Genomic DNA, 22,026 nt, shown 5'->3' with positions numbered 1-22,026 from the left:
GCGAAACTATTATTTAATGAATTCTTGCGACAATCTCTTTTAGTTTTAATGGCTAAAGTCCCAACGAAAAAAGAACGAGTTAAAAAATGAATAAATGTGAACACAAGCGAGCAATTACTTTTTCTGTAGTTCTAACCACTTGGAACATGTCAGATTGCATCGAAGAAATGTTGACGAGTTTGAAAGAGCAGAGCTTTCCGCCGGATGAGGTATTAATCTTTGATGATGGCTCTTCGGACGGAACAAAGGAAATCGTGGAAACTTTTTGTAGAAATAATGAAAGTTGGCACTTCTACGGAATGGTGCATCAAGGAGTAAGTTCGCTCAGAAATATTGGTATAGAAAAAATATGGACCGATTATTTTTTTGTTTTAGACGGAGACGATATTTTAAGTAGAGATTATTTTGAATCTTTTTATCCAGTATTGCTTCAAAATCCAGATGTAGGAATTTGCGGATCTTATGAGCTAGACCATAAAAGTGGCTTTATAAACAAAATTGGTTGGAGTAATCGTCCACAGAAAAACCCGGGAGATAAAGACTCTATTTTTTATTCATATATGGGTTGGGCATGGGACAAAGCGTTTAAAACACAATTTATAAAAGACAATAAGTTGCTCTTTCCCCATTTAAGAAATTCTGAAGATTTAGTATTTGTTTATAGCTCCTTGATATTGGCAAGAAAGATCCTTCATACTGGAAAATGCAGCATTTACCATAGGGTAAACCGACTATCTTCCTTAAGCAACTCTCTTACAGAAGAGGAACAAGACTATTACAAAGCTGTCCAACTAATGAAGATTTTTTTGAAAGAAAGATACGTTAATGTTAATCAAGGTTTTGAAGAGTGGGCGGCAGATTTTTTATTGTGGGCTGTGAAGGGAGCAGACTATAGATTTGATGATCTTTTAAAAACATTCTCGGAAGTTCCTTGGGAAGAAATTGCCCAGAGAAAACCAAGATATTACAGTGGACTAAACTGGATTATGAAGGCCAAAAAAAACAATCCTTCCAAAACAGTTTGGAACCTTATTTATCTTTTCTATCGATTAAAGAAATTTGGTATAGGACGAGCAAAAAGAATAATCTCAAGTTATTTTATTGAATTAATTAACAATTTCCCCAAAAATTAAACTATAGCCTAATAAAGACTCTTTCCTGTTTTTACACGAACCCTTATCTGGAGCCGGTTGTGGACGTATCCTTCAACCAGGGCGGACGCATTCATTTATCTAAGAAAATAACAAAAAAAATCTTTAAAATCTTTTTTAAACAAATAGATAAACATAAATATCTGGTTCTTCCCGGATTAGTGGGAAATTTGACATATCCAAGCAAATTCGTTATTTCACCAAGCCCCCTCCCGTCCCCCTTTTAGAAAAGGGGGAAGCGATTCGCCATCTGACGTCGGCCCCTCCGCCATGTATGTCGGAGGGGCCGACTAATAGCGTGAAGGTTGTTGCATTCTTCTGTCAAGGGCATTACGGCTCTTAAACGGCCTGCTCCCCGCAAGCGGGTCCCCTCCATTTCCGCCTGCATCCCTTGACATCAGGCAACAACAAATAACAAAAAAGCGACATGTACATCCGTTAAAGTTGAGTTTTTCGAGCAAACAACCCAAACCTTGCAGAATTATAGAAACACAAAAAATGTAAATTTTGTAAATTAGACTATAATCCACGAATAACCTGAATTCCGGACCTCCTAGGTGATAAATCTAGGAGGTTCTTTGATTCCTATGGCTTCCAAAGTTAATCTTATTTTCTTTGGAATTAAGTCCCAATAAAAGAATTGATTGTTTTCTGATTTCCGGCTTGTGACATCTATCACACTCAGCCCTCTTAAGAAGTCGGGGACATCGTCAGGCAAAAATTTTGCTTTTTCTTCCTGACAGTTTTCTTCTTCTCTTGCCCGGTGGAAACGCATTTTTAAATTCATCAGCAAAATCAAGCTTAGAAATAGAACAAATACTTTTCCTTCTAAAGCGCTTTCCTGGCAACGCATGCGGCGTCCCGAACATCTCTCTTTGAGGTTATTGAAGTTCTTCTCCACGATGTCTCTTTGCCGGTAAATTCTCAAAGCTTCAGCTGCCGAAGATACTGAGCTGGACACCAATACGAATAGCCCTAGTAGTTTTTCATTTTGCTGCCACAGTTCTTTGTCGTAAGCCCATCCTAGAGAGCCCTTGATAAAGAACTGTTTACGCAAGTCTGCTTCCGGTTTATTTAAGGGAGATTTAGCTTTAATTTTTTTCTGCAGTTTTTTCAGCTTTTTCAACAATGTTTCTCTTTCTCCGGCGGCACGGAATGGGTCAAGATAAACATGGATATACAGTGGCTTCCTTTCACGATAACCTGTTGAAGGATCGTAGTAAGACCAAGTAGTTGAAGATGTTTTGGCTTGCAGTCCATATTCTTCTAAGAATGTATCCACGCCTCCTAACTGCAATTCCCTGGCAAAACTGTTAATAACCGATTTGCAGTAATTAAGGTTGGTCTTAGAGCCGCAGATAAATCCAAGATTGTTTTTATAAAGTTGGTCAAGCAAAGAAGGTGAGCTAAAGGCTCTATCCATGACTAAGCTAACGTTGGAGGTATCCAATTGAGCGGTGTCTACCAACAACTGCCTTAAAGCCAGAGGATCAGAAATTGAACCTTCCAGAACTTTGTAATACAGAGGTTCTCCGGAATTTTCGGAAACGATCAGACCCAAGTTTAACTGAGGCAGTTCTGGATTTTCTTTGCTGTAACCATAGGCAGTTTTTCGGATGGTTTCAGAGTAAGAAGAGATAGAGGTGGTGTCAAAGCTCCAATAAAGAGAATTCTGCTCGGAAGATTTAGAGTGTTGAATCCTTTTGTGAAGAAATCGCATGACTTCTGGATTTAAGATGCTTTGAAAAACTTCGGAGACTTCCTGAGAGCTCAAGGGAGAGCAAGGCAGCCAAGTGTGATGGCTGTAGATCTCAAATTCTGAGGCAACGGCGCCCGGATCGGAGGCAAAGAAAATAGCCAAAGACAGAAGAACTGCCGCACGGTTTTTCCCAAATACATCCTCAAGATCAGTCAGCAGATGGTTTTGTTGGGCTATTTGCCACAAGACATAGGAGGCTCCGGCAGAAAGTCGAGTGTTCTGATCGAGTTCATCAAAGAAAGCCTGACGTTGTTGAGCCATGGGCTCAAGAGGTGGAAGCACCGCAATATTTGGACCGGCAAGACGTATTGTTCTTCCAGATAAGGTGGCCTTGCAGTCCTTTAAAGCAGGAAACTGACTTAAGAATTTCTTTCCTAGCTCTACTGAGTCATCATCAAAAATTCTTCCTACCGTTTTCTGGAATTGTTTCTGGCAAGTGGAGCCTTCCCATTTATTTCTGTAGAAAATCGCATATCTAATCCCATGATTGTTCTTAATAAAAATGGGTGAGATAACTCCTGACTCAATGAAATAGTTTTCTTGAGCCGAAGGATCAAAATTTGTTTGAGAAGTATCGGTTTTCATAGGAGATAATTATCACCTATTAAATATATAAAAAAGCTGATTCGTAACTCAAAAAGAGCACTAAATCAGCAAGTTATTAAGAAAAAGCAAGAAATTGTTAAATATGCACCTAGATTAACGGGAATTCAGGGAATAACTACTTGGAAAAATTGAGAAAAGTTAAAAATTTTCCCAAGTTTTTCTTTTTTTGTACTATAATAGACTATATAATACACAGCGGGTCTATTAAATCATGGGACGTACTAAAATTTACCCCGACGGCCACTTTCGATACACGACCTGCCATAACGCCAACGGAACTACTTATGTCGTTCGCTATAGGAATGAATGGAATAAAGAAAAGAAGCGCTCCGAGCCTAAGGAACGTATTTACGTAGGCTCTCTGAACACATCCACAGGCAAGGTCTCTTTCAGCAAGAAGTTCCTTGAAAAATATCCTGAGTTTGCCGGCCAACTCTACTTTTACGAAAGCAATGAATTGGTAACAAAGACTGAAGAGGAAACCGAAGCCTTAGAAGAACAAAGAAGCAGTTCCTGCCTAGATGACATTGTTTCTCCGCTCGGCAGCTGGATCTGCTGGCACACTGCCCTGGAACATCACATCCTTAAAGATTTGAAAGAGGTTTTAGAACCGGAGGATGCAGACAATTTTCTCAAACTGGCGGTTTATGTTTTTCTTTCTTCCAACGGGGCCTTACAGATTTATCAGCAATGGTTGCCGCAACAATGGCTTCCCAGCGCACAACTACTTGATTCTGCCCAGATAAGCAGGCTTCTTGCCAAAATAACCGATGAGACTATTAAAAAATACTTCAAGCTTAGATTCGATCGGGTTCGTAACTTCTATGAGAAATTGGCTGAACAAAAAACTTTAGCTTCCAACGTCCGCCACCTCCTGGCTTTGGATTCCACATGCGTTCACAGTTACTCGGAAACCATTGAAGACGCTGCCTTTGGACATGCAAAACAGCGACCGGATTTAAAACAAATTAATTACACCCTAGGAATTGACTACTTAACCGGAGAGACGGTCTACGCCTTAGAAAGTGAAGGCTCTATTAACGATAAGGCCCTGTACTCTACTGTGATTGCCGATATGCTCAACGCTAACTTTGACCTGACCGATACTGTATTCGTTACCGACAGAGGCTACCATAGCCTCCATAACGTGCAGCAGCTCATTAATTCTGAGCTCGGCTACCTCACGGGAGTGCCTCTTTCTGAGGAAGGGATAAAGGAGAAATTCAGAAAATACAAAGCTTCCTTCTCTAGTTCTGCTTTTTATCTTCCCGACGTTGGACTCTATTGCAGAACTTTTACAGAGTCTTGGCAACAAAAAATGCCGGTGACAGAGCAAACTTTTACCACTACTCAGTATCTTCACTTGTATGTGAATCCGGAACTCCAAACTGCTCAGATGAAACAATTAGAAGCTGTCGTTGCTGAGGTGCTGGAAAAGAAAAATAAAGGACTGACCGTGGAACATAGCTTGTATACGCAGGCATCGCCCTATATTAAAGAAGATGAGAAGCGAAAAGTTTGGATAAAAAAGACTAAAGCGCTCGATAGTGTCAGATGTCTTAAGGGCGCCTGGGCGATAAGAACAAATTGCATAGAAGACCCGAGTGCCGCTGTCAGAATAAGCAGACAGAGAAATGTTATAGAAGAAGCCTTTAGAGGATTTAAGGTAGAAAATTCCGGCGACAGGCTCTACAGCACGAAAGCAACCTATGAGGGCAAACTCTTTTTGCTGTCGCTAGCTCAGCCGCTGCGCAATATCTTTCTGATGAATGTTAGAAACTTCGCGCAGCCTTTGCCGGAGATTGAAAAGTACTGTCAGGAACAGAGAAAGCAGAATAAGGTCGATTTATCAGAGACTGAGAGACGCAAGGTGAAGTTGCCCGGCGATTCACTGCGTATGGCATTTGCTTCTTTAAGCCGGCATAAAGCCGTAAGAGCCCCGTCTGGAACAAACTGGATAATGAAAAAGCCCCTACCTAAAAAAGATAGGGACCTCATCAGTTTGTTGGGCTGTCTTAAACCCCCTCGCCTTTTTAAGCCCGACTGATATAGTCTAGGGCTAACAAAGTTTGGGGATAACGGAAGTTGGAGTCTTCGAGGATTATTGATAATGCGGACGATGCTGGAAATGCTGGAGATGCGGGAACGAGCGAATTGGAACCGCAGACGGCGCCGGCAAAAACTCCACATACTGTCGGTTCCAATTCGCGAAAGAAACTTTCATTCATTAGGGCGTGAAAAAAACTCATATCGTTTATTTAGCATTTTTTCCCCCAATCTGCTAGAGAAAGTATCTTGACTATCTACGCCCTTGTTAACAATATCTTTTTCTGAACCTTTGTACTTCCTTCTTGTCCAAACATTACGAGCCATAAAATCATCATTGGCACCACGGCCAATAAAGGAAGTTGGTACCTAAAGTCACCATTTACTGGCGATAAAATATTCAAAGTAAGTGTTAAAAATATTGGAAGAACCAGGATCATGCCCGCAGCAGATCTTCTAAAAATGATTAAAACACCAAGAAGAATAGCTAAATAGGTGGGTAAATAAGGTCGAGTTACAAATGAGAAAGGCATCTTTTCAACCCATATATAACCGTAATTGGTCACTCTTTCTCTCCACCTGGAGGAAAAAGTATATTGTAGTTTAAATTTACCAATATTTGGTGCTCCAGTTTCTATCCACCAATAAAAAGGTGCCATTACATTATTATTTGCAAAGGGGTAAAAATATAAATAACTATGACTTATCAGACCTTTTATGCAAGATTTGGGAAATTGTTTACATACCTTAAAAGCTAATTGTGCTACGTCTTTTGGAGAAGCTTCCTTCCTGATCTGATGTTTAACTGGATCATAAAGTTGAGGGTTATAGTCCGTTAAAATTTTTTCACTGTCATAAAAAACCTTTTCCATTTCCTTTAGCATACTCGCGTCGAAGGAATGCTTATTTTCCATCCAAGCCTTAGCAATGGGTTGCCCCAGCAACGCAAAAGTTTCTCTTGTTGGAGAGGGCTTAACATGAAGAACATTTTTAAGATAATAATTTGAAGACAGGACAAGAAATAACAACAAACAAAAACTCATTACAAGGGGTTTACAACTTTTTGATTTTTGCAGACCGAGATATCCTATCAAGAACAAAGCAGTAGGGACGACCACAAATATTCCATTGTGCCTTATAAAACAAAGAAAGAACGCACTAATAAAAAACAATACTATCAACCCTACGTTATTATTTTTCTGTCTTTTAGTTACCATGACTAAAGCCAGAAGCGTAGAAGAAAATAAGGCAAATGAAGAAGCATAAAGACCATCTTTCATAATCGCTTGGGCATAAAGTGGAAACTGGGGAACAAGAGCAAAGAAGAGGGGAAAGAGAAAATATACCCATTGTCGCAGTGTAGGGACGGAGATTCTTATTAATAAACAACTGATTGTATAAAGCAGGATCTCGAAGAGAAACAGGATTCCAGATAAACAAGCGAAACTATTTTCATCTCCTATCCAAAACCGAAGTTTAAGAACTAATGCGAAAAAACATGAGAAAAAATAAGGGTGATGATTAGAAGGAGGCCAAAAACCAGCGGCTGAATTGATCATAGTTAAGCCGTCCCAAGTTGGGGTTCCTGGGAAAAAAACTATATAGTAAGGCAACCATGCCAAAAAGATTATTAAGAAAGAGAATACAAAGTATTTCACTAATTCTTTAGAAACTGACGTACCCTGCAGATTCTCCATTTCAAAAAAACTTTTACTAAATCGGAGTGCCGCTTTTACAAAAATAGTACCCCAAAAAGCAAATACTCCAAATTTCAGAAAAAAAATTAAAATCGTGCTGAAAGAAAAAGTTATTCCTCTGAAACTTGAATATTGAGCAAAACTATCTGAAATTAATGCTAAAAAAGTAATAAGAGAAGAGGCTAAAAGACAGGGAAAGTCTTTTTTTGTGATCTTAAGATCAAGGCCAGAGAAAACCACCAGCAAAATAATTGCACAAAGGAAAAGCCCTAAGGCCCCATAGCTGTCAGGAAGCGATTCAATCCTGGGAAATAGTTGAGAGCCATGAGGTCTAGGAACTGCATTTAAAGTTAAGGCCAAAAACGTTCCCAAACTAATAATTAATCTACTAAAAAAAAACAAACTACTCATGATTCATCTAAGAGATATACAAAATTTCAAAAGTTAACCAGCTTTTCAGGCATCCTCTCAGTCTTACCATTTACGGGAACAAGATTAAGAAAAAATCTTCTTGGAAAGAGAAAAATTTATTAGCAATCCAGCCACGCTGCCCAAAGCGAGAGGAATGAATTGATAATTCTCAAAAAATTTGATTTGATACAACAAATATAACGATGTAGCTAAGTTAGCTAAACCTCCTAGAATCATTGAGAAAAAATACTTAATAAATTCTGGTAAGAAGCCAGTTTTTTTCTCTACCAAAAATGTAAAACTCCGATTCAGCAAAAACGTAAAAATCACAGCAACCAAAAAAGCGATTATTCGGGCCAAACCTAGGTTACAAATTTGGGTAAAAAGGTAGAAAACACAAACATCAACACCAAATCCAAAAGTGCCCACAACTGAGAATTTGATAAATTGAAAGTATGTACTACTTCTTTTCATGAGGGACCGGATAGGAAAGATATAAAAGACGTTTAAATTCAATTCTTCCTTTAGTGACCGTTTGCAAAATAATACCAGCCACAAAACTTAGGAAAGCAAAGATCATCAACCCAGTAGAAAGCACTGCGGTAGGTAGGCGTGGAACCATTCCAGTATTTAGGTAAGTGACTAATATGGGAACGGCTAAGATGATCGATAAAAATCCGAAAAAAATTGCCAAAACTGAATAAAAAAACAGAGGCTTTTCAGTTGCATAAATCTTAAAAATAGTCCAGGCAATTCTGACCCCGTCCTTGTAAGTCGATAACTTACTCTCACTTCCGTCAGGTCTCTTGTAATACGGGGTTGGAATTTCTTCACATCTCATTTTTAATTGAAGCGCATGGACATTCAATTGAGTTTCAATTTCAAAACCTTGGGATAGAGAAGGGAATGATTTAACGTAACGTCTTGAAAAAACTCTAAAGCCAGAGAGCATGTCTCGGAAAATTCTTTTCGAAGATTTTTGATCAAAAACGTAGGCAATAGCACTAGTTATAACTTTATTTCCAAACCTATGCCCTTTTCTGTAAACTTTATTCCCCGGATCACTGTCAATTTCAACTCTTCTTCCAACTACCATGTCCAACCTCTTTTGGAGAAGAATGTCAATCATCGACCTCAATGACGCAATATCATATGTTGCATCTCCGTCTACAATAACGTATATATCAGCCTCGATTATGGAAAAAAATTGGGTGACTACGTTGCCTTTTCCTTTAGCTTTGACCTTGAATACCCCCCCCATTAAAAGTCCATATTCTTCAGTTCTTAAAATCTGTTTAGAGGATGAAAAATAATTTTCTGCAACTTGGAAAGTGTCATCAGTAGAGTTGTTGTCAAAAACATAGACTTCACCTTCCGGAAAATACTTAGTGATGTCTTCAAGAACTTTTGGGAGAGCAACAGCTTCGTTGTAACAAGGGACTCCAATTGCTACTTTATTACCTTTATACATATTGTCTTCATTGAGATATTCAAAATAAATAAAAATCCAGAAACCTTGTATGGATCGGTCGGTTGGGGAACGTAATGCTAGTAGAAGGAGCATCAATATTTTTACAAACCCTTTGCTATACCTAAAGAACTTTACATGTAAGATTCTTAGACAGAACAAAGCCTTTTCATAAGAAATAAAGGGAAAAATTCCTTTTTCTATGCCTATTGAATGCGTCTGTTGCGCAAGTTCCCCTCCCAGCCTGAGCTTTTTAATTTTTTCCGAGTCTACGCATTATTTAAAGAAATTTCTATTTTTTTTTTTTTTTTTATTAGGAACTAAGGGTTTTCCCTCTCTCTAACACAGTCACCTTTTCCTTTTCGAGCATTCAACTATTTTCCTAGAAATCTTTCTTAAAAACAAAGGATTAAGATGTTAAGAACAACTAGTTTTAAACGACCTTTTTCTCTCTTAACGGCTCCATTATCTAGTCCGAATGAAAAACTTAAGTCTTCGCTTTAGCTTTGAAAGCTGGGCTTTAAGCTTTAAAATTCCGATAAAAGAAAATGTTCGTAAAACCACCCGCTATTTAATTACCCCTCTGTCAAAATTATTCACCCATCGAAAACAATAACTGCCTCCCAGGGAGTATAAATAGTTAACCGTCTTGAATGAATTTCCATTTTTTTGCAAATATCCGCAAATCACCTCGAGTTGGTCGTCTTTTTTTATTTTTTGGGCTCCTGTACAGTTCGCACCCAATGGTTGTCGACCTTAATCGACCGGCTCCGAGAAAAACCGTTAAGAATTTTCTGTTTTCTCAAAAGCCCATCTTCGGATGGATCATCAATTCACCAATCGGCGGATTCCCTTTCCGCTGTGCGGTAACAGAACGTCGAATTTTTAAGGATTTTTAATCATGCAAAATTCAATCCAACCTTCTGCTGAGTTTCAGCAGCTTGTTAAAGCTCAGCTCAAAGGAAACTGGAAAAGCGTTCTGGAGCAGCATTTAGGCGCAGAAGTATTAGCTAAACCAAATCAGCCTTGTCCGTTCTGCGGAGGCAGCGATCGCTTCTCTTTTACCGACAAGTTCGGCAACGGAGATTGTTATTGCCGCCATTGCGGTCATCGAGACGGCATTAAAGTGATTATGGATTTAACCCATAAGAACTTCTCAGAAGTAATCGTTTCATTGGGAGCTCAACTTGGAATCCCAGCCGAAGTTCCTTCAGAACCGAAACCGAAGAAAGCTAAGTCCCGTAAAACTTTTACCTCGAAAGACTTATGGAATTTAGGCTCTCAAATTGAAAAAGATACATCCCCGGATCGTTATCTTTCTTCAAGAGGATTAAATGGCCGAAACTTCCAATCACTTCGTTTCTTTGATCATTTGCGTTACGCAGAAAAGTCTAAAGATGGATCTTCCTGGGAGGAGAAGTACTATGAAGGTATCCTCTGCCGGATAGATTCCTCTGAAGAAGAATGCTTCAATATCCTTCGGATTTACTTAGACAACGGTCAAAAAGCCAAAGTCAAGGCACCAAAGAAAGTCTTTGGAAAAGAAATCTCCGGCGGCTTCATCAAGCTTGGAGAAATCAACCCTGACGACGGCCGGCTTGGATTAGCGGAAGGAGTTGAGACAGCAATGTCCGCGTGCATTCTTCACGAAATGCCCGTGTGGTCGGTTATCTCGGCCTTCAACTTTAAAAACTTCGTTCCTCCTAAAAAAGTAAAAGAATTGTTTATCTTCGCTGATAACGATTCCAACTTCGTCGGACAGAAAGAAGCGTTCACCGCAGCTTCCGTCCTTGCTCAAAAATACAAGTCTTTGAAGATCTCGGTCGTCATCCCACCTGAAGTCGATTCAGATTGGAATGATGTACTTCTCTCTTCAAAGCGGTAGATCAAACTTCGTTTGAAATACCTCAAGCTCCTCTGAAAGCTTCGTCACATAGACAAAGCTGCGCCTGCAGTATCAGAGAACCCGTGTTCGTAAGAACACAAAAAATTCGTGAAAGACGCTAGACGGCTTTCTTTCCTATCCCTCCGGGGCTTTCGCCCCGGTCACATGGGGTGCCCCTTTTTAATTTTCTTTACTAAGGAGTTATCTTATGTTGAATATGGTTTATGACAAAGAAGTCGCCATGACGGAATTTGGTTTGCGCAAGCCGGGCTCTGTCTTGGGATTTTCGAACGGCAATGCGGACCAGTCCGTCTTGGCCCTCATTCCCGAACGTAATCCGCATTATGTCTTTCAGCCTCAGCAGCTCGGCATCATGACGATTTGGTGGGAAGCAGCACCAGATGAACCTTTGTTCATAAGCGGTCCTCACGGTTCCGGCAAAACTAGTTTTGTAAACCAGTTTTGCGCCCGGGTCGGTGCGCCCGTTGTTTCATTAACGGCTCGCTCCCGGCTCGATAGAACAGATCTCATCGGCCACTACATCATTGATAAAGACAAGAGCATGCGCTTTGTCGACGGTCCTTTAACCAGGGCTTGGAGATACGGCATGGTCTTTTTAATCAATGAAATGTCAGCGGCGCCTGCTGATCTTTGGCTGTCAGTCAATGAACTTCTTGAAGGTTCGCCTCTATTTATAGAAGCAACCGGGGAAGTCATCAAGAAGCACCCTCGGGCGCGGATTGTAATGACAGACAATATCAGAGGTATGACCGACGACAGCAGCGGTCTTTATCTTGGAAGACACCTGCAGGATCCGGCAGTAATGGATCGCTGTTGGAAATTAAGGATGGAGTATATCGATGCTTCTGCAGAGATGAAGCTCATTGAGAGCCAAATCCCTGATATAGAAGTTCACGGTATGACTTTGCAAAGCTGGAAAAAAGAGTTCGCTCTTCGGCTCAGAAAAGCCGCCGCCAAAGTGCGGGAGGCTTACAACGGGACTCCCGGTGTTCAGCCGATTGAAGCAACCATCTCTACGCGAGTTTTACTGCGCCTCAAAGATCTTCTAATTATTTCAGGAAGATCCGGGAGACTCAGCGTCAGAGAGGCCCTTAACTGGGCCCTCCGGATTGCACTGACTGAAGCGGTCGATAGAACCAGTGCTTTAACAATCGAAAAAATTGTTGAAGCAGAACTCGGTGATATCTGCACGCATTTGGCAGCGCCTTAATTTCTTCGGAAGCCTTTTAGGCTTCCGAGAGACTGCATACGAATTTCACTTCCGGTGAAAAACTTACAAAAGATTTTCACCACCTCGTTAACGGGGCTTTATGTCCCGTTAACGAGGGTCGTAAGGCCCCTTTTTTATTTAAGAATGGTCTTATGACAAATACTTTATTTGACGGTCTCCTTCATGAGGAGCCAAAGGATGTTGCTTCAACCGATAAAAAGGAAGCAGCAAATTTCAAACAATCGTTAGTGATGGTTTGTTTCCGGATTTCGGTCTGGACGGGAACCACAACCGAACAATTATCTGTGGAGGACGGCTCTGAGAGCATGCTCCGCAAAAGAATTGTTCCTAGCGAGATTTTGAAACCGTTTACGGATTTGCGTAATAGAGCCAAACGGTTCTGCAAGCAGCACGGCGAAACCTATCTCAACGGATATGTAATGCCTGCTGACTGCGCCCGGATGGCTTTGGATGAGTTAAAGGAAATCAGAGCGTCGTTTATTAAACAACGGGATGAACACTTTGCTCATGCATACGAAAAAATGCGGGAAGCACGGGCTCAAGGAATTATTCCTCGGGGCTGTTCGGATCTGGTATCCGTCCCTTCCCTCAAATATGTCCTTGGGCATATTCGTTTCAACTATGACGCATTTTCTCTGGCAAGTTTTAAACACGGACATTCTTCTTCGTATGAATCTTTCCTAACTGACTTCTGTCAGCGGATGTCAAACGAAGCTCAGGATATTGAGGCTTTGCTGAAGGAATCTCTCGAGATTCCGGATGCCCTGCTCTACCGGTGCTTAGAACTGAGTGAAAAGCTTGATACATGGAGGCGTTCCCACCCTAACATCGGCACTGCCGCTGTCAAATTAAAGGGTGCCTACATCGTAACTGCCCAGAGACCTAAGGCTATGCAAACTTCCGAAAGGATTATTGATGCGCTGGATTCGATTACTCGTCTGGAATCAATTGATTTTTTCGGCAAGGGCCAATGTCCTGCAGAGGACACCGTAAACGGAAGAGTGCAGGTCAATGTTCACGGCACGGATATACCTTCTTTTCAATCGGATTCGACTGAGCCGGCAGGCAATACTGGCCAAGAGAACACCGATGACTGTCCGGCAATAGCCGAGACAGCACTTACCTCAGAAGCAAATTCTGCTTATCAAGGCATCGCTTTGAGAAATGCTTCGGAGGGAAATGACTCTTCATCTTTGGGAAAAGATGAAGAGCCCGTGAAGAAATGGACGTGTTCCGTGGATTCTGTCTTAGCACGAGGCCGAAGCCTCTTTATTGGTTAACAACGCCCTGAAGCGGATTCCGGAGAAGATTTTCTTCTCCGGGTCATCTTCGAAGGAGAATTCTAATGGCTATTGATAAAAACTTTTTAACTCTTGCGGAGATTCAAAACAGCATTGCAAATTTTACCGGTGTGAATGCCAATAAACCGGTCAATCTAAATTTCGGTGCGGAACACGCTTCTACAGACGGCAATACGATTCACCTGCCTAATGTAAATCCGAAAGACGCTGCAGCGACAACCATTCTGTTCGGCCATGCGGTTCATGAAATTGCTCATGTACTTTATTCCGAGTTTGAATGCTTGGAAGACTGTAAAGCGTTTAAACCGCTGGTAAATGTTTTAGAAGATATCCGCATTGATAAAGTCATGGCAGACCGCTGCCCGGGTTCTTATCTCATGCGCCGGGATCTTTACGAAACATTTGCCAAACTCGGCAAACTTCCTCTTGCAAAAGAAGAAGATTCTCCGCTGAGACTGCTGTGTTTAGCGCTTTACTGGCATTTAGTTGACAAGGTGCATTGTTTTCATTTGGAGAATCTTCCGATTCAGCAGACAGAACAAGTGTTCTGCAAAAAGTATGGACGGGCATTATTTACTCGTTTATGCACCATGGCAGAACCTACTGTTAATGCTTCATGCACGGCTGAAATCATTGAGATCGCCCGCAAAATTTTGGCTAAATTTGTTCCTGCCGGATGTCCGAGCGCTCCTAAAGAAATCGCTTCGATGGGAACGAATCCTCGGCTCTCTCCGGTGGAACAGAAATTTGCCGAAAAGAAAGCGGAAAAATTTCTGGAGGCTGCTTTTGCAGATTGCCATGATCTTGATCTGGGCAAGAACTGCGAGCAGTTGTTGGATTCCAAACAATGCGCAGAAGACTTTTCTTCCGAAGAACCTTACGGCTTTGCCGTATGGACCGTAAAGAGGGATGAATTTATGAGTGAGAATCCGGGAAATTTTCTGACGGAAGCCAGAGAACTTTGCGGCCTGCACTCCAATAAGCTCAGAAGATTCTTTCAGGCTAAAACGTTAACTAATTCTTTAAGAGGAAGAACGGGAAGCTGTATTGACTATCCGGTTCTCAGCCGCATTAATGTGGGTGACAGCCGTGTATTCAAGAAAGAAAACTTTGAGATTCAAGAATCTGCTGCCTGTGCTGTTTTATTAGACAGAAGCGGTTCAATGACTCAAGAGATGCTTGAAAAAGCAAAACTCTGTGCTTATTCCGTTGCAGAAATGTTTGAGTCTTTGGAAGGTTGTGTTTCTTCATGTTATGCCTTTCCCGGCTTAACCAGAAAAACACTGCTGGAAGTTAAAAACTTTAACGATACGTGCAGAAGAACCGTGTCCCGTTTTGCTTCTGTCAAAGCATTCGGATTCACGCCCGTCGTTGAGAGTCTCAATACGGCAGCCGTTCAGCTATCCATTCGCCCTGAGGCAAAGAAAATCATTTTTATCATCACCGACGGACTTTGTCCGGAGGCAGACAAGATAGAAAAGACCGCTTCTCTCCTAGAGAAGAAAGGGTTTGAGATTCTTTGCATCAATATCGGCGACGATGTTGAACGCTTGTTTAAGTATCAAGAGACAATCACTGAAGTAAATCAACTTGCTCCTAAAGTCTTTCAGCTCCTAAGTAATTACTGGAGTAAAGAAGACCAAATTAGGCGGCTAAATCTTTCTTAGCTCTTGAATTACCCTAGGGGTAAAGCTAAGCTCTCATAGGTAGGATAAACCCCCAACTTTCGTTGGGGCCCCGGGAGTACCGGTCAAGTTCACCTTCAAGAGGTTGCTATGAAAGAAACAAACATTAGTTCTAAAAAGATTTCCTCGGAAACTTTTTGCCAACAACCATTGCCATTTATTTTTTCAATTAACCGATTCGCAATCACGATGACGTATATGTTTCAAAAAGACATCCTATCTCAGTCAGGTCTGCCCCAGAAAGACCTGACTGAAGCAATGTGCACATTTGCTTACCGTGTACCCTATTCTGTCGTGGCTGCTCCGGACATTAAGAAGCGCAAAACCGGCGTCTCCGCCCGGCTTCCTTCCATTGCATTAATTGAAGAAGCCGTTAACAGCATGCTGGCAATAGATATAGAAAGGATTGCTGCAGCAGAAAAGAAATTACTCAGATATCTTCCGAGTTTCAATAGCAAAGATTGTTGGCAAGCGGTTTTGAAATATGTATTCCTTAACGAATTCCGTAAAGGAGTCATTGCCGATATTCCCTTGAGCAAGAAGCTATTTGCTCTTCCTAAGGGACATTTTCAGAGTTTGCAGGATTATGTCCTCAAAAATGAGGAAGTTCCTTTGCCTTATCAACTCGCCGGAGGTTTAAGAAAAAAAGATGAAAGACTGAACCTTAATGGAACAGTTGACGAACATCTTTGGATGGTAGCGTCTTGCAAGTCTTATCGTATAGCGACTCGGCCCATCGTCGAAAAATTTTTTAAAAAATTGAAAACTAAAGAGAAAGACCCGACCTGGGATCACGACATCTTTAAAGAAGTGTTTTCCGATGCCATTACTGATGCCTATGGGAACAAATTGGCTCTTCCTAAAACAACAGAAAATTGGGAAAAATGCATTTATAAAATTGCTGCCAAGTTAAAACTTTTTCCGTCCTATATAACTGAAGGAGAGTGGATAGGAGAGATCCAAAACGACAAAGAATTCCAAGCAGAAAACACACCTGTGGCATGTAGACAATCCGGACGTAAATGTCACTGCAAAGTGATCCGTTTCTTGTGCGATATCATGACTGTTTTTAAATGGGGGCGCACCAATTTCAGTTTCTGTAAGAGAGACTCGGCCGTTTACACACTTTACTTGACCAAGCAAAGAGTTTGTTCATTCTTAATGCATCTCTCCCCAAAGTATGGTTCCCAGAAATATCTTTATTGGTCGTTTGCCAACTTTGCCCAAAATTATCTGGACGACTCAGAACTTGAGAAATTCTCCGAAATAAAAGCCAAAGGGGAACAGGAAGAAACAAACGATACTAAATACAGCCAATACCAAGGTGCCAGCGGCAAACATTTAACTTCTTTCATTTTGAATACTCCTTACCACTGTTAAATACAAATGCTTTCCCCTTCTACCTCCCAGCACATTCACGCAGCGGATTTTGTCCGCCCGCGTCCTTTTTCTGAATTCGTTCAGAAAAATAAGGACCGCTTGAATGCACTTAAGAGAAATTGGCCTTATGGATCCAAGTTCTCAGAGGTACTTCATGTCGTTCGAGAAGTGCAGGCGCACCATCAGCGTCTGCCCCTTCACGAAGCTTCAGATTACGACCGTGAAGAAGGAGCAATGCACTCCGCTTTGGATTTAGCTAACGAAGCTCTTGTTCTGCTTAAAGGCATTCCCGTTCATATGGACTTGCCATTGGTAAAAAGAGAAGAACAAAAAGAACGAGTTTTCTTTTCCATTGTCCTTTGCGCTTTATTCAGCAACATTGCCGACGGCGATGTCCGCTACCGCATTGACGGCTTTGATGCGGACGATAACCGCACCACTAAGACACCTTGCCTTCCCTTAGCCCGATTCTTCGAAAAAGATCACGTAAGAGTTCGCCTATGGAAAAAAACAGAGCCGGATTTTCATCTTTATCAGTCTTATGCCTCCCGAATTCTTCACGAAGCAGGAAAGAAAGTTCTGGATAAGATTCCTGACCATGAATTTTCCTCTTTGTACGGTTTTGTCTGTGCCTTTGTAGAAAACAGAATGAAGGATGCCCAAAGCCTTGACCCGATTTTATTCGACTGCCTTTTAAGAGCTAAAAAGAAAATCTCGGACAGAAACCATTTATTGAATTCCGGTTATCTGGATGATCGTACAGCTCCGACTCTTAAGAGAGAGCTCTCATTAATTCTTTCGGAACTCTTTAAGAACGAATGGTCTATTGATACGGGCGGAGCCCTGCGCAACAGCATGGTTCTTTTCCATGCAGGCAAAGTTTACCTTCGTTACCCTGAGGCCTTTTCTCACATTGAAGAAAGGCTTGACAGCCGCTGGGCAGATTCTCATATTCCCATCAACCCGAAGAAGATTCTCTCCTATATGACCAAAAGCCGTATGGTTGAACAAGAATCCAATTCTTTGATGATAAAGCTCAAATTTGTTGAAGAGCCAGAACTTCCGGTACAGAAGACTAAAGCGGTTACCGTTCAAGCTGATGCCGTTGCCCTTTCCAACCCATCCCAGTATTTAGCAGAGGGAACCAAAACACGCGAGTATCACGACCAAGACCGTGTTAAAAATAATCTTTCCCGTCTCATAAAAGAAAAGATTGAGTATGGAGAAAATGGTTTAAGCGTACTCGAAGCAGAAACCTGTGTCGCCGAATATGTTATCTCTTCTAATGACTCTTCCGGAAAGCAGACAGAAAGAAGTAAAGGCTTTTCTAAGCTGTTTGATGCTATTTTTCCGGCTCTTAAAAGGGATGCGGATGCGAAGAGCAAAATAAATAAAGACTCCGAGCCGAAATCTCCGGCAGAACTTGCCGTGATTAAGGCCAAACGATCCCGAAAAGATTCCTTAGTTAATCAAAAAACGGAAGAAATCAAAACTCAGCTCTCCGATGAGAATGTTTATCCTTACGCTGACAAAAAGGCCGCTGCCACCAAGCCGGCTCCCGTTGCACAGGCCTCAACAAGATCCGAAGAAACCGATGTAGTGCCGTCTTCCCCGAAGAAGCCTTCTCGAGATGCCGCCATGTTCTCCACCGAGCAAGATTCGATTACCGGTGAATCTTCAAATGCACCGGATAATAGACCGATCGAAATCAACACTTCTGAGGCTGCGGGCATTTCTTTAAGCAACCGCTTAAAAGGTTTTGGAAGGAGCTTTACTTCAAAGCTTCAAGGAGTTATTGCGTCTATTAAGAAGGTCAAGATTTTTGAATTTTCGAAAGAAGCTTCTTTAAGTGTCCCAACAGGCGATAATGTCTCGGCTGAAGATGATGTTTACTATGTTTCCCCCACTGAAGCTGCTTCTAAAGACAAAGTTTCTTCTACAGAAGAAATAAAGGTTGCTTCAGCAGAGCCGACAGTGCACGAAGCTCCTGAGAATTCTTCCGAAACCAAGGCTTCTCCAGTTTCTATGAAAGAAGCGGAACCTCTCAAACAGGAGACCGTTTCAATTGGTGCTTCTTCCATTGCAAACCTTTCTGAGAAAGCGGAGCTTTCTCAGCCCTTAACCGAAACCGAAAAAAACTTCTCTTCCGAAGAAGACTCTGTTCATTCAACTCAGGAGCAGACGGGCTCCTTAGGCTCCCAAAAATCGTTGGAACCAAAATCTCCTGAAACCAGTACTGCTGGCCAAGAAAATTCCGCTTCTGCCGATTCTTTAGAACCAAGTAAAGAATCACTCACCTCCCTGGTAGCTACAGAAGTTTCTTCAGCAGAAAGCAGTGTAGAAGACCATTCAAAATCTTCGAACACACCGGCTTCTACAGTTGAAGAAGCTACTGAGCAAACCGTCCGGAAACAGTCTGACCAGCCCTCACAAAATAAGGCTAAAACAGAAGAAATTAGACCGAAAGCAGAAGTTCTACCTTCTGAATTATCGAAAAGCTCCGCTTCCTCAAAGGATGTAAGTCCGAAAGGAGCAATCTCTTCTGAATTTAAAGAAGAACAAAAAGAAAACGTAAAAGCCGCCAAAGCATCTAAGGATGTGAAGCCTGTTTCCGGCTCATGCTCCTTAGAAGGAAGCGCTAAAACTGCAAATAACAATGGAGTACAGGATTCCTCCGGTTCCTCTCCAAACAACAAGCAGTCAAAGGAACAAACAGCCCAATTAAAGACATCTTCGACTAAAGAAAAGAACTCAAACAAATTATCCTCTGAGGCCAAGAAGTCCTCTAAACAAGAAAATACTAAGCAAGTGCCCACTACTGGCGCAACAACTAAGAATTCTTCTCCCAACAAATCCGCCAAGACAAATAAGGCTGAAAATGCTACCAAGGCTCAAAGCCAGGTTAAATCCGTTTCTGCTAAGTCAGTTTCTAATAAGAAAGCAGATTCTGTCATTGCGTCTGGACAGGCTTCACACAAGCTAAACTCAAACACTAAGAATCAAACCGTAAATGCACACGGAGCTTCTGCTCAGAAGAAATCTGAGACTCAAATGACAGGAGCTAAAGACAGTAAGCCTTCGCAAGATGTTGCAAACAAAAAGAATTCTGAAAAAGCGACCTCCTCAACTGCTAAATCCAAGCCGATTAGCAGCGAAGGAACAAATTCTGAAGGCCAAACAAGAACCGACATTCGTAATGAAGCCGTAAAACAGCACAATAAAGAAAAAGCCGCTGCCGCAAGAAAAGAAAACAAGAGAGTTAACGACATTCTTGCCGTTGCCGGTAAACCTAAAGCAGAACTCCAAGGTTTGACTCCAATTACCGGGGCTAAAAAGTCAAAGAGCGAATCTGTGGCTGCGTCCTCCGCTTCGAATGGAGCTTCCAAACAGAAAAAGACCGAAAGTCAATTATCTTCTTCAACTAAGAAGAATCAGCCAAAGGCATCTTCCAGCAAAACTTCTGTCTCCTCCGAAAAAGGAAAAGTATCTACTTCAACTGTCAAGAAGAAGGCAGGAGAAGAAAAAATCACTTCAGGAGGCAAAGACCTGTCTTCCCAGAAGTTGTCTACCCAGAAGAAGACTATTAAGACGTCGTCTCCTGAGAAGTCGTCTCCTCAGAAGACACCTACTCAAAAACCAACTACTGAAGAGAAGGCCACTGAAAACTCCCCTACTGGAAGTCATTCTCCTCAGAAGTCTTCTTCTGCAAAGAAGACGAACGCAAGCCAGAAAGTTGCTAATCAAGTTTCTCCCTCCTCGCTGTCTCCTGCGGAAAACTTGTCCTCTCAACAGGAATCGTCTCCTGAACAGAAGCCATCTTCTAAGGAACATCTCCTTTCACGAGAAACGGTTTCCGCAGAGTCTGCCTCCCCTTCTCCGGCCTCCTGTACATCTTCTCCGACCATCCCCGCGGGAGATAGGGCTCCTACTCAGAAGAAGGAGTCCCCTACTCAGGAGGGGGCGTCTACCGAGAACATCTCCCCAGGCGAAGAAGTTTCTCCAGAGAAACAATCATCTCCCGCTAAGCGCATACTTACTTCGACAAGCCTCCCTTCCGAGGATGAGCCTGCCTTGGTGGAACCGGTGCCTACAGCTTTTATCAATTCCAATAAAGAGGAAAAGAAGACTTCCGCGGAAGAGAAGACATTAAAGGAGACAACCCTAGGAGAGAAGGATCCAGAGAAGCCGCTCGCAGAGAAGTCGGCAGCGAAGAAGATAGCCGAGGAGAAGACACCTTCTCAAGAAAATTCTTCTCCTGAAGTCTTGCCTACTTCTTTAGAAGGCAACTCTACGGTAGGCGAAGTCCTCCTTCTGCTTTCTCCCCTTTTCAAGGAGAAGCATACTGCCGGCGTAGGTCTTCCTATTTCTTCTGAGGAGGCAAAACTCCTCTCCCCCTCTTACCTCCTCTCCCCTTCTTTAGAAGAATCATCTCGAGCAGGAGAACAGGAAGAAGTTTGCAATACTCAGACTCAAAAGGAAGAAAAGCCCTCTTCTCGTACGGACATCGTATCCGACAAGAACGTAGTAAAGAAAAAATTTATCTGCCCTCAAGTCACCGAACTTCAGTTGCCTTCGAAGCCTTTGCTTCTTTGTGCTCCGGCATCTGTTTCCATTGCAGAACAAAAATGCGCCGTCGACAGTCAAGAAGCTGATGTCGAGTCTGATTCAGACAAGATTTCTCTTGAAGAGGGACTGGCTCAATTGTTTTCCATGGATGTGAAGGATTTCTTTTCTGAAGATTCGGAAGCGAAGGCTAATTTAAGCCGACCTGCTAAAAGGCAATCCAGCTCACCTGCTGTGGCAAAAGCAATCAAAGAATTCATCTCGGATCCGAATAATCCGTTGGTAGCTAAAGGAGCTCAGTTTATTTATTCTGTTTCGGACGATGAGATATCAGATGACGCAGAACTTCGCTCAAACCATTCTGCAAAGGCTACAAGCTCTAAAGTCCAACCAGGCTCAACTTCCGGCTCTAACAAATTACCGGAAGGAGCATGCAAAGTTAAGCACCCTTCTGCAAAAACGTCCGTTGCCCCCACTTTAGGAGATCAATGCGTAATCACGCGTACTCATATGTTTGGGTCTTCTTCCGCCGGAAGAGAATACCAAAGCGGAATACTGACCATCAGAGCCGACGTTGTCAAGCTGACAAATCCGGAGAATAAAGAACCGGATAAACAGCATACCGGCAAGAAAACGCGCGCCCAGAAAATCAATGAAGCTCAATTGGCAACTATTCGAGGGCAAGCCAAAAAAGAGGTCAAAGGAAAAGCACAGAAACCCGGTCGCAAGAACAGTAAGAAATCTGAACCGCCGGCACCGCTCCCCAGCAAAATTTCACACCTGGGTGTGAGCTTGTTCGTAAGCAGATTCGGATTGAAGTAA

12 protein-coding genes are annotated in these 22,026 nt (G+C 42.1%); 8 read left to right on the top strand and 4 right to left on the bottom strand.

Annotated features, from left to right (window positions below):
• The first annotated feature begins 86 nt into the window (after positions 1-86).
• On the top strand, positions 87-1,133 hold the full coding sequence (locus ADH67_RS02160) for a glycosyltransferase family 2 protein (RefSeq protein ID WP_066591199.1): 1,047 nt from the start codon (positions 87-89) through the stop codon (positions 1,131-1,133).
• A 571-nt stretch (positions 1,134-1,704) separates the two neighbouring features.
• Here the strand turns inward: ADH67_RS02160 and ADH67_RS02155 are convergent.
• The gene (locus tag ADH67_RS02155) at positions 1,705-3,495 is read right to left on the bottom strand and encodes an IS1634 family transposase (protein ID WP_066591070.1); all 1,791 of its coding nucleotides are present in this window, start codon (positions 3,493-3,495) and stop codon (positions 1,705-1,707) included.
• A gap of 232 nt (positions 3,496-3,727) precedes the next feature.
• Here ADH67_RS02155 and ADH67_RS02150 point away from each other — a divergent pair, with 232 nt between their 5' ends.
• Complete coding sequence (locus ADH67_RS02150; protein ID WP_066591198.1) at positions 3,728-5,563, top strand: IS1634 family transposase; 1,836 nt, start codon at positions 3,728-3,730, stop codon at positions 5,561-5,563.
• Between the two features lie 256 nt (positions 5,564-5,819).
• Here ADH67_RS02150 and ADH67_RS02145 read toward each other — a convergent pair whose 3' ends face one another.
• From ADH67_RS02145 to ADH67_RS02135, 3 genes are all read right to left on the bottom strand, one after another.
• Positions 5,820-7,619 carry a DUF6020 family protein gene (locus tag ADH67_RS02145; protein ID WP_084081409.1) on the bottom strand — a complete coding sequence of 600 codons (1,800 nt, stop codon included), beginning with the start codon at positions 7,617-7,619 and terminating at the stop codon, positions 5,820-5,822.
• 135 nt (positions 7,620-7,754) lie between these two features.
• The gene (locus ADH67_RS13720) at positions 7,755-8,144 is read right to left on the bottom strand and encodes a GtrA family protein (RefSeq protein WP_066591196.1); all 390 of its coding nucleotides are present in this window, start codon (positions 8,142-8,144) and stop codon (positions 7,755-7,757) included.
• Positions 8,131-9,300, bottom strand: coding sequence for a glycosyltransferase family 2 protein (locus tag ADH67_RS02135; protein WP_308329704.1), 1,170 nt, complete (start codon positions 9,298-9,300; stop codon positions 8,131-8,133). Before ADH67_RS02135 ends, ADH67_RS13720 begins: the two co-directional genes overlap by 14 nt.
• A 739-nt stretch (positions 9,301-10,039) precedes the next feature.
• On the opposite strand from ADH67_RS02135, the gene ADH67_RS02125 reads away from it, so the two are divergent.
• The 6 genes from ADH67_RS02125 to ADH67_RS02100 all read left to right on the top strand — a co-directional run bounded on the left by ADH67_RS02125 (position 10,040) and on the right by ADH67_RS02100 (position 22,026).
• Positions 10,040-11,023 carry a toprim domain-containing protein gene (locus ADH67_RS02125; protein WP_066591193.1) on the top strand — a complete coding sequence of 328 codons (984 nt, stop codon included), beginning with the start codon at positions 10,040-10,042 and terminating at the stop codon, positions 11,021-11,023.
• Positions 11,024-11,231: 208 nt separating this feature from the next.
• A complete protein-coding gene (locus ADH67_RS02120) occupies positions 11,232-12,254 on the top strand; it encodes an AAA family ATPase (RefSeq protein ID WP_236578447.1) in 1,023 nt (340 codons plus the stop codon).
• 152 nt (positions 12,255-12,406) lie between these two features.
• On the top strand, positions 12,407-13,555 hold the full coding sequence (locus tag ADH67_RS02115) for a DUF3150 domain-containing protein (RefSeq protein WP_066591191.1): 1,149 nt from the start codon (positions 12,407-12,409) through the stop codon (positions 13,553-13,555).
• 65 nt (positions 13,556-13,620) lie between these two features.
• A complete protein-coding gene (locus tag ADH67_RS02110) occupies positions 13,621-15,243 on the top strand; it encodes a VWA domain-containing protein (RefSeq protein ID WP_066591185.1) in 1,623 nt (540 codons plus the stop codon).
• 216 nt (positions 15,244-15,459) lie between these two features.
• Entirely contained in the window at positions 15,460-16,641 is a 1,182-nt protein-coding gene (locus ADH67_RS02105) for a hypothetical protein (protein WP_143597703.1), read from the top strand.
• A gap of 6 nt (positions 16,642-16,647) precedes the next feature.
• Complete coding sequence (locus ADH67_RS02100) at positions 16,648-22,026, top strand: hypothetical protein (RefSeq protein WP_066591182.1); 5,379 nt, start codon at positions 16,648-16,650, stop codon at positions 22,024-22,026.

The sequence above is a fragment of the Turicimonas muris genome (genome assembly GCF_002221595.1).
Lineage (GTDB): Bacteria > Pseudomonadota > Gammaproteobacteria > Burkholderiales > Burkholderiaceae_F > Turicimonas > Turicimonas muris.
The sequence above is the reverse complement of the archived record's forward strand: the minus strand, read 5'-3'. Positions and strand labels throughout refer to the sequence as shown.

What these genes read in the sequence shown, in the direction of transcription:
- ADH67_RS02105 (WP_143597703.1), top strand. Translation starts at nt 15,460, where the DNA reads ATGTTTCAAAAAGACATCCTATCTCAGTCAGGTCTGCCCCAGAAAGAC.
- ADH67_RS02150 (WP_066591198.1), top strand. Translation starts at nt 3,728, where the DNA reads ATGGGACGTACTAAAATTTACCCCGACGGCCACTTTCGATACACGACC.
- ADH67_RS13720 (WP_066591196.1), bottom strand. Translation starts at nt 8,144, where the DNA reads ATGAAAAGAAGTAGTACATACTTTCAATTTATCAAATTCTCAGTTGTG.
- ADH67_RS02110 (WP_066591185.1), top strand. Translation starts at nt 13,621, where the DNA reads ATGGCTATTGATAAAAACTTTTTAACTCTTGCGGAGATTCAAAACAGC.
- ADH67_RS02115 (WP_066591191.1), top strand. Translation starts at nt 12,407, where the DNA reads ATGACAAATACTTTATTTGACGGTCTCCTTCATGAGGAGCCAAAGGAT.
- ADH67_RS02120 (WP_236578447.1), top strand. Translation starts at nt 11,232, where the DNA reads ATGTTGAATATGGTTTATGACAAAGAAGTCGCCATGACGGAATTTGGT.
- ADH67_RS02155 (WP_066591070.1), bottom strand. Translation starts at nt 3,495, where the DNA reads ATGAAAACCGATACTTCTCAAACAAATTTTGATCCTTCGGCTCAAGAA.
- ADH67_RS02160 (WP_066591199.1), top strand. Translation starts at nt 87, where the DNA reads ATGAATAAATGTGAACACAAGCGAGCAATTACTTTTTCTGTAGTTCTA.
- ADH67_RS02100 (WP_066591182.1), top strand. Translation starts at nt 16,648, where the DNA reads ATGCTTTCCCCTTCTACCTCCCAGCACATTCACGCAGCGGATTTTGTC.
- ADH67_RS02125 (WP_066591193.1), top strand. Translation starts at nt 10,040, where the DNA reads ATGCAAAATTCAATCCAACCTTCTGCTGAGTTTCAGCAGCTTGTTAAA.